Source organism: Bartonella sp. AP3QHHD (assembly GCF_042195765.1).
Taxonomy (GTDB): domain Bacteria; phylum Pseudomonadota; class Alphaproteobacteria; order Rhizobiales; family Rhizobiaceae; genus Bartonella.
Genome location: NZ_JBHIPC010000061.1, coordinates 1 through 8,559 on the forward strand (window position 1 = coordinate 1; position 8,559 = coordinate 8,559).

Annotated in this window: 6 protein-coding genes; 3 read left to right on the top strand and 3 right to left on the bottom strand. The window is 38.9% G+C overall.

Annotated elements, in window-relative coordinates:
• Positions 1-397 precede the first annotated feature (397 nt).
• Positions 398-2,386 carry a M23 family metallopeptidase gene (locus ACFIL7_RS03430; RefSeq protein WP_375683363.1) on the top strand — a complete coding sequence of 663 codons (1,989 nt, stop codon included), beginning with the start codon at positions 398-400 and terminating at the stop codon, positions 2,384-2,386.
• A gap of 851 nt (positions 2,387-3,237) precedes the next feature.
• Here the strand turns inward: ACFIL7_RS03430 and ACFIL7_RS03435 are convergent.
• From ACFIL7_RS03435 to ACFIL7_RS03445, 3 genes are all read right to left on the bottom strand, one after another.
• Positions 3,238-4,668, bottom strand: a complete 1,431-nt coding sequence (locus ACFIL7_RS03435; protein WP_375634560.1) for a sensor histidine kinase — start codon at positions 4,666-4,668, stop codon at positions 3,238-3,240.
• Between the two features lie 224 nt (positions 4,669-4,892).
• Entirely contained in the window at positions 4,893-5,447 is a 555-nt protein-coding gene (locus tag ACFIL7_RS03440) for an RNA polymerase sigma factor (RefSeq protein WP_273724155.1), read from the bottom strand.
• 7 nt (positions 5,448-5,454) lie between these two features.
• Positions 5,455-5,658 (bottom strand): NepR family anti-sigma factor, encoded by a 204-nt coding sequence (locus tag ACFIL7_RS03445; protein ID WP_375610684.1) that lies wholly within the window; start codon positions 5,656-5,658, stop codon positions 5,455-5,457.
• Positions 5,659-5,826: 168 nt separating this feature from the next.
• On the opposite strand from ACFIL7_RS03445, the gene ACFIL7_RS03450 reads away from it, so the two are divergent.
• Positions 5,827-6,621, top strand: a complete 795-nt coding sequence (locus ACFIL7_RS03450; RefSeq protein WP_375607013.1) for a response regulator — start codon at positions 5,827-5,829, stop codon at positions 6,619-6,621.
• A gap of 22 nt (positions 6,622-6,643) precedes the next feature.
• Positions 6,644-7,657, top strand: coding sequence for an HWE histidine kinase domain-containing protein (locus ACFIL7_RS03455; protein WP_375633296.1), 1,014 nt, complete (start codon positions 6,644-6,646; stop codon positions 7,655-7,657).
• Positions 7,658-8,559 lie beyond the last annotated feature (902 nt).

Below are 8,559 nucleotides of genomic sequence, written 5' to 3' on the forward strand. Positions count from 1 at the left end.
GCCCAAAACAATACCAATAAAATATTGAACAAAAAATCCTATTTCAAGACATTATTGGCAACAAGCAATTATAGGAAAAATCTGCCTTCATAAAAATAAAACATGAAAACAGCAAGGAGTTCAAAGAGAGCATGGCGCCTTTAAAGTAAAATATAGCACCCCATTGCAATGCATAAAAATAGGAAGTTGCCTAGGAATGAGTTAATCACAATAACGCTTGTTTTATACTACTTTAATAGAGAAAATTTTCTGCGCAGATACGATTTATAAAGACATTGCTGTATAAAGAGAATCGCATGATCTGTAATTTGTAAAAAGAATCAAATTCCTGTAGAAGCATGCTAAGCTATCTATCTAGCTTTCTTTATTTAATATTGAAAAGTACTCTTATAAATCTATGTGGGATAACGAACAACAAAAAAACGATCCTGGACAAGACCCTGCTCTTGTCGTCAAGCGCTTGCGGCCTGCGCGCCGACAGGTTTCTGCTCGTTGGCTTACGGGAACCATTCTGACAGGAATCACTTCCTGCATTCTTATGGGGATTGCACTTTTTACGGCTCTTGATGAACAACAGCGATTGGTAACACCGCCACAATGGTTTACGCAAGAAAACCTATCAGCATCACAAGACCCTGAGGCCAATGGCTATAAAGGTGATCGTATTTCTCCCACCCATGCAAGGCAAAGCTTTGACAGAAAACGTCAATTTGAACTATCGATTCTACAAAAAAAAGGCGATGAAAAAGTCATTCAAACACAACATTTTGAATGGATTCGTATGGCTTTAGCCGAAAATCGCCCCCAGAAATATAGTTATCCAAAATTTGATTCTTTAAGCATTCTTGCCAGTGATTCTAAAAATCAAAATATCGCACCACAAGAAGATTCTGGGCAGATTTACGGTGCAAAGGTTGAAACAAAACTCACCTTACGCAGCTATGATTTTAAGGTAAATCAATTCGATTTTGATGACAGCGACACATTGACAGATGAAGAGGCACAACAAGAAGTGCAAAAAGCTGGATTTACTTTAGAAAAGAGCTCCGAACTTCTTTCAGTTCTCACATTGATTGATCCTTTAAAATTAGAAGATGTATCCTCCCCTTCCCAAGGCACAGAATCCCCTGAAGTTCGAATCGTTCAAGAAAATGTAACCGTTTCTCCTCAAAGTCACCGTATCGATCTGACGAAAAACTATGTTGAAGATATTATTCCTATTCGTAAAAAACAAACGATAGCCGATGCTTTCAAAAAAACCAGTTATACAAAAAAGCAAATTGACCAGGTTGTAAAAACGCTAGAAAAAATAAGCCTTTCCGATTCCCTTAAAGAGGGAAGCCTTTTACGCATTGGTATCGTGACACAAGCTGGTGAAGAAGATCATCTCGTACGCGCAAGTATCTATCAAGGGATGCATCATATTCTCACCATTGCCCTGAATGATAAAGGCCAATTCATTGAAAGCACAGAGCCTAAAATGTCTAAAGCACTTAAAACGGCTTTTCAAAATGGTATTCCGCATTCTTATATCAATAGTGCGCAATTACCAACGGCTTATGATGCACTCTATAGTGCTTTGCTAAGCCATAATATATCACAATCTCTCTCTCATCGTCTTATTCGTCTGCTAGCCACCAATATTGACATGAAAAGTCTGATAACACCCAATGATCAGATCGAAATATTTTATGCTGTACCACAAAGCGATAAAGAAAACCAAAATGGCAAAAAGAACTTGAAAGCAAAGGAAGCATCCCAAAACACTGATCCAGAAATTCGTTATATTAGCGCAACTTTTGGAAATACAACTTATAAATATTACCGTTATCAATTAAAAGATGGAAGCGTTGATTATTATGATTCTGAAGGGAGGAGTTCAAAGCCTTTCTTGCTGCGCAAACCCACACCAAATGGGATTTTTGGCTCCCCCTTTGGTCCACGCAAACATCCTATTTTAGGCTATGTTCGCATGCATACGGGAGTTGATTGGGTTGCTCCTAAAGGATCACCCATTATTGCTGTAGGAGATGGTATTGTCACAAGAGTAGGTGTAACAGGTGGCTATGGAAATCACACGGAAATTCAACATGCCAATGGATATGTCAGCAGTTATTCACACCAAAGCCGTTATGCACCAGACATCAAACCAGGCGTGAAAGTACGACAAGGACAAATCATTGGGTATGTTGGAACAACAGGAATGGCAACCGGTCCCCATTGTCATTTTGAAATCATTGTCAATGGCGTCAAAGTTGATCCCATGCGCATCCGTATACCGGATAGCAAAGCCTTAACAAATCAAGACCTACAAACATTCCTACAAGAAAAAAACAATATTGATGCCTTGATCAACAGCCCGATAACACCCTCCGAAGAAACTTAAAGCATAAAAGCATCTGCATTTTTACGACTCAAAACATCTAAAAATATGCTTTAGCGCTTATTTTTCTTAAAGAGATTTCCGCACTTTAAATATCTATAAAGAATTTGCCGAAATATGCCACCACCCAAGGTCGCATAACAATGATTAAAAATAAAACGCCCTCCCCTTTTCAGGTTTACGCACAATAGAAAAGTGTAAAATATGAAACCAAAAAAGGCTAACTCTTTATTGTTTATTTTATCAAAACGATAGCCCGTCCTTATTTGCCATGCAATAAAATCTCAAATCAAAGGTGAGTTTTTCTAAAGAACGAAGATTCTAAAATCCATATCATTCTATAAACAACCCGACTTTTTGTTGAAGAGATTTCACCTGTTGAATGCTTATGCTGTTCATAGCCCTAAAGGACAGTGTTTCATAAACTTTATGAGCAAGTTATCCTTAAGAATATTCGTTACACACTTTTACAAAAACACCACATATTTAAAGTTTTACATGCCTTACAAAAAATAACAAAATTTGAAAAAACAATCTCTTCACAAAGAAATAGAGCTTACTAATATAAGTATTATCGGTTTAAAGGAGCTTTTATTCAAAATAAATTTAAATTTTAACTCAAGTACTTCAAAGCTATAAAGCATACAACAACAGGAGAATTTTGAAAGCCGATAATCGGAGTCAGCAAAGCAAAAAACAAAGAGACCAAAAGATAAAGAAGCAATGTTGCTTCTCTTGAAGACAATTGACAATCTGATATGAATGGTGCTGTGTTCGCGTCATCTAAGTTATATTTTTTCTCATTTTTATTAAAACGAACAAGCAGAGAGTAAAGAATTTATCTCTTAAAAAAATCAGTCAGAGCTTTTTTTTGAACTATTCATGCTAAGTTTTGGCAAAGGAATGATAATCTTTGTGCCTCCTAAAGCAGAAGTTTCAAACAGAGGTTTCTCACCAAATTGCATACAGAGCTGTTCCACGACCACACGACCAAGTCCTGTTTTTTGTTCTAAAGTTTGGCTTTTCATTCCCACGCCATCATCTTCTACAATGAGCATCAATTGTCCATCTTTCTGGGGACCAAAAGAAATATAAATATGACCCGACCGTTGATCAGGAAAGGCATGTTTTAAGGAATTTGTCAGCAGTTCACCAAGGATAATTCCAAGTGTTGTCGCATCTCTTGAAGACAGGCGACAATCTTTAAAGTTTGTGTGAATGGCGATGTTTTCACGCAATTCAAAAGGGACTGCCAATTCGACATCATGCACAACAGAACTGAGAAACTCTGCCAAAAAAGTCGTTTCCATATCATCACTTAAGCGCAAACGACGATGTGCTGTAGAAATTGTCTGAATACGATCACGTGCAGCTCCTAGAACAGCACGGACCTCTTCATTTTTGCTCCGGTTTAACTGGAGCCCCAGCAAAGAAGACACCGTCCCAAGAGAATTGCCAATGCGATGGCTTGCATCCTGCAATAATATTTCAACCCGTTGGCGTTCTTTTTCAGCGTGATTGCGTGCTCTTTCTAATTCTTGTGTTCGTTCTTTCACGCGGGCTTCCAGAGCGATATTTTCGCTATGAAGCAGCAATTGATACAATTTTAAAGAGCGCACATCACGATGAAAACGATTAATAACAAAATAGGCAGAAATAAAAGTACTCACAACGGAAACAATAGCCGCCAATGTCAAAGCAGCCCGCATTAATGCGATACCCTCACGCTGTTTTTGTCGCACCACATCATCCCCATTAATAAAGCTTGTCATCAATTGAGCTAAACGTGCCACAGGAATCTTTGATACTTCAAAAGAGGCAGCATGAGAAGGTTGAGAGGGTTGTTCAGGAATCGCATCAAGAGCATGCATATGGGCATTCATAAAGGCTTTTCGTGCTTCAACCTCTTTTTTAAAAGCCGTAAACCATTCATCCCATTGTGGATGCGCATAAACAATAAGTGCGATATAATCGAGAATATCCCCTAACTCCCGCTCTGCATTTTCAAAACGTATTTTATCTTCCGCCTTGCGCGTTTTTGCATAGCTGCGATCAGCAACAGCCATATCAATCAAGCTAATAAGGACCAAATCAGCCTGTTCACGCAATTCTGAACTTGTATTCAACTGTGCAACTTCTCGATCAACAGCATTTGAAAGCAACATAATAAAAACCGATGCCAAAAGAGCCATAACAAGAGAAACAACAATCGCTACCCACCGCCAGCGTGATATCGTTGCATCAGAAGAAGGCATTTGAGGCATCAAATTTGTTTTTGTTGTCATAGAATGTCCATTGGCGAACTTGAAAGTCGTCATTTTTCAGCACAAAGGAAGGCAACCTTATGGAACATAAAACCTAAAGCCCGTGGGAAAGTTTATACAGGCTTTTCTTGTGTTCCTAAGGATACACGCCAAACACTCTGAATTTCCTCAGATACTGACTTTACTGTAATAGCTATAACGGGAATAAAAAAAACAAGGCTATCGATCATAATTATTATGCTTTTTTAGCCGTTAAATGAACACAATGTACTTCCAGCTGAATAAGAATCAGGACCATAATCAGACTCACCATCTACTTTAAGAAGTTCTTGTAATCGATTACGCGCCCTGCTCACACGGCTTTTAATGGTTCCAACAGCACAACCACAAATAGCCGCAGCATCTTCATAAGAAAATCCCGATGCGCCAATGAGAATAATGGCTTCTCTTTGATCGGCAGAAAGCAAATTTAAGGCTTTTTTGAAATCTTGCAAATCAAGTGATCCATATTGAGCAGGATGAACAGCGACATTTTGAGTAAACACGCCATCGGTATCTTGAACTTCTCTTCCCTTTTTACGCATTTGACTGTAAAATTCATTGCGCAAAATGGTAAAAAGCCAAGCTTTAAGATTGGTTCCCATCTCAAAACTATCTTGCTTAGCCCATGCCTTCATAACAGTATCTTGGACCAAATCTTCGGCTTTATCGTGCTTGCCACTTAAAGAAACAGCAAAAGCTCGTAAAGCCGGCAACACAGAAAGGAGTTCTTGTTTAAAATTTTTCGCGCACTTTGACATAAAGGATTCAAACCTTTTCCACATTGTTTAAGCCAAATTGCTCTGCGCGCTCCAACTTCTCTAAAAGCTCAAGCAAACACCGTGGCAGTGCTTCTTCTTGAATTTCCATGTAAAATTGACGTAACTTCCGTGCTATTTCGCTATTGACCCCGAGAAGATCATCTCCAACTCTAAATTGTGTGGTGAGATTTTTTTCATCACGGTCGTTCATTTTTCATCCCCCTAATCCATATATTACTAATAGCACCGCGAAGAATTTTTCGCCTTATGGTTGTAAATATAGCTGTCGGTAAAAAGTTCCATACAAATCAAGGAACTTTTTTATCTGTTGAGAATTTCAACCAACAAAATGCTTGAAAGGTCAAAGGAGTTATAAATTATGTCATTATCAACGCGCATTGCCCCGCATCTTCCCTATCTTCGGCGTTTTGCCCGCTCTGTCACCGGTAGCCAATCCTCTGGCGATGCTTATGTTTCAGCGATGTTGGAAGCACTCATTGCCGACATCTCCATTTTTCCCAAAGCCTCCACTGACCGAATTGGTACCTATTGGCTTTTTTGCCATCTTTTTGACCAAACCACACCAAACATCCCTGAACCCCTGCCCCAATTTGGTCTTGAACAAAAAACCAGTGCCAAATTATCCTATCTCACGCCCCGTGCACGCCAAGCATTTTTGCTCATTGCCGTTGAAGGATTTCATGAACAAGACGCTAGCGAAATCATGAATCTGGATACGAAAGAATTCCGTAAGCTGCTCAACCAAGCATCCATTGATATTTCTCAACAAATTGCCACTGAAGTAATGATTATTGAAGATGAACCTCTTATTGCGCTTGATATTGAGCAAATGGTAGAAAGCTTAGGTCATCATGTTGTAGGAATAGCGCGCACGCGTGATGAAGCTGTCATTATGTATCATAAGAAAAAACCACGGTTGATTTTGGCTGATATTCAATTAGCCGATAACAGTTCAGGTATTGACGCAGTCAATGAGATTTTGAAAAATGACCGTATACCGGTGATTTTCATCACGGCTTTTCCCGAAAGGCTACTGACCGGCGAGCGTCCAGAACCAACTTTTTTAGTGACCAAACCTTTTAACCCTGATATGGTGAAAGCGCTTATTTCCCAAGCTTTATTTTTTCAAGAGAATGCTTCTAAAGCGGCTTAGAACAGAGTAACATCTTAAAATTATGATCGTTACGCCTCTTTCAAAGCCTCCCATGGATAGATCTCATATGAGTGCGCTCATGCAAGCGATTCGTGGTGCTGATATTTGTGTTCTCTATCAGGCAACAAATCTGGTTTATTTATGGGCTGAAAACTTGCCACACCATTTGCACCATAAATGGCGGGTTGGGTGTCGTGACAGCGACTTTTTTTCGCTTGACCTTGCAGACAATATGGAAACCATCAAACTGCAAGTTTTAGCCAGTGGCAAAATGCAAACTGTTGAAGCACGTTTTGAAGATACAAATAAACAAGAGATTTGGTACAAATTTTCTATTGATTGCCATCGTAATGATAACGGAGACATTATTGGGATTATCACCACCGGTGTTAATATTTCCGGTTTACGCCGCCGTGAACAAGTGCTTAAAATCCTTCTTCGCGAGGTCAGTCACCGTTCTAAAAATCTTCTAGCGATCATTCAAAGTATTGCCAGCCAAACCGCCCGCTATACTGAATCTCTTCAGGTTTTCTTACGCAAATTTCAAGGTCGTCTTCATTCTCTTTCTCATTCTCAAGATCTGATCACTGATTCTGATTGGCGTGGTGCTCAATTTCGCGAATTGGTCCAAACGCAGGCTTTAGGCTATTTTATGAAAGAAACAGAACGTTTTTCACTTGAAGGCGTAGATCCTTATCTTTTTCCCAATGCCGCTTTGCATATTGGTTTGGCTTTTCATGAACTGATTGTCAATTCTCTTTCTTTTGGAGCTCTTTCCCAAGAAAAAGGGAGCATCTGTGTACGCTGTGAAATCAAAACAAAACTGAATGGCAAAACACAACTTATCATCACTTGGCATGAAAATTTTGAATCCGGCATCCCTCCCACAAACAATAAAAAAGCCTGTTTTGGTAGTGCCGTTCTCGAAAAAATCGTTCCCATTTCCGTGAATGGTTCAGCTTCCCTCAAATTGACACAAGAAGGAATTGTCTATTGCCTCTCTGTTCCTGATACTTATTTTGATATTTTTTCTTAAAAGAGCATTTTAAACAATGAACAAGAGAAGTTTCCCCTTTTTTAGCAAAATGTCTCATCTGTTTATTAAGCACAAAGATATTTTCCAACCTCTTTAAACCAACCTCTATTGTCCCCCAATAGTTCCCCAAAACCTTAACGATGAGAACTGAAGGCCACATAAAATCCATTCCCGCTTTCAATCAACTTCCATCCCTCATATAACCGGCATATTTTAAAACAGAAACCAAAACGATATAGAGCAAACCGTTTCAGCTTTTATATGCAAAATAAAAGCGAGCCTATTACCCATCTCTTTTGTGTAATTTTTGCAATGCGTATATAATTTTATTTTGGCAGAATATGAAATTTCAAGGAGTAAAGCTAACATCCATCATCACTCTCCAGCTTTACGGGACTAAAGCATCCACGACAACAACAATTAACTGATGAAATTACACATTTTATGCTTTTATTTATCGCATTCTTTAATGGAGATATCCTCTTCAGGTACAATAGGACATCCTAAAACAGAATACACTTGTGTCCCTCCATTCACGCACTTTTTAATATTTCCCAGTGTATCCACGCTCATTTCAAAACAGTATCTGTAAATAAGATATAATAGCCCCCGTAAAGTGAACCATCAAAACCGCCCCTTGTTACCCCACATCCTTCTTTACCTTCATACCTCTTTTCACTTCATAAAAGTAGTAGCTGAGCATCATCATACTATTTGTCTCTCATGTTACAACAGCCATTGACCTTTGAGAGCCTCCATAAGAGGCATTTCAGTCTTTTTTCAAATATTACTCACCAACATAAAGCCCACACACAGCCTTTTATGACGTGCAAGCCAATGACATTGATTAATTCACTATAGAATAAAATCTCAAAGGGGAACTAGCATCTCAAAGGGGAACC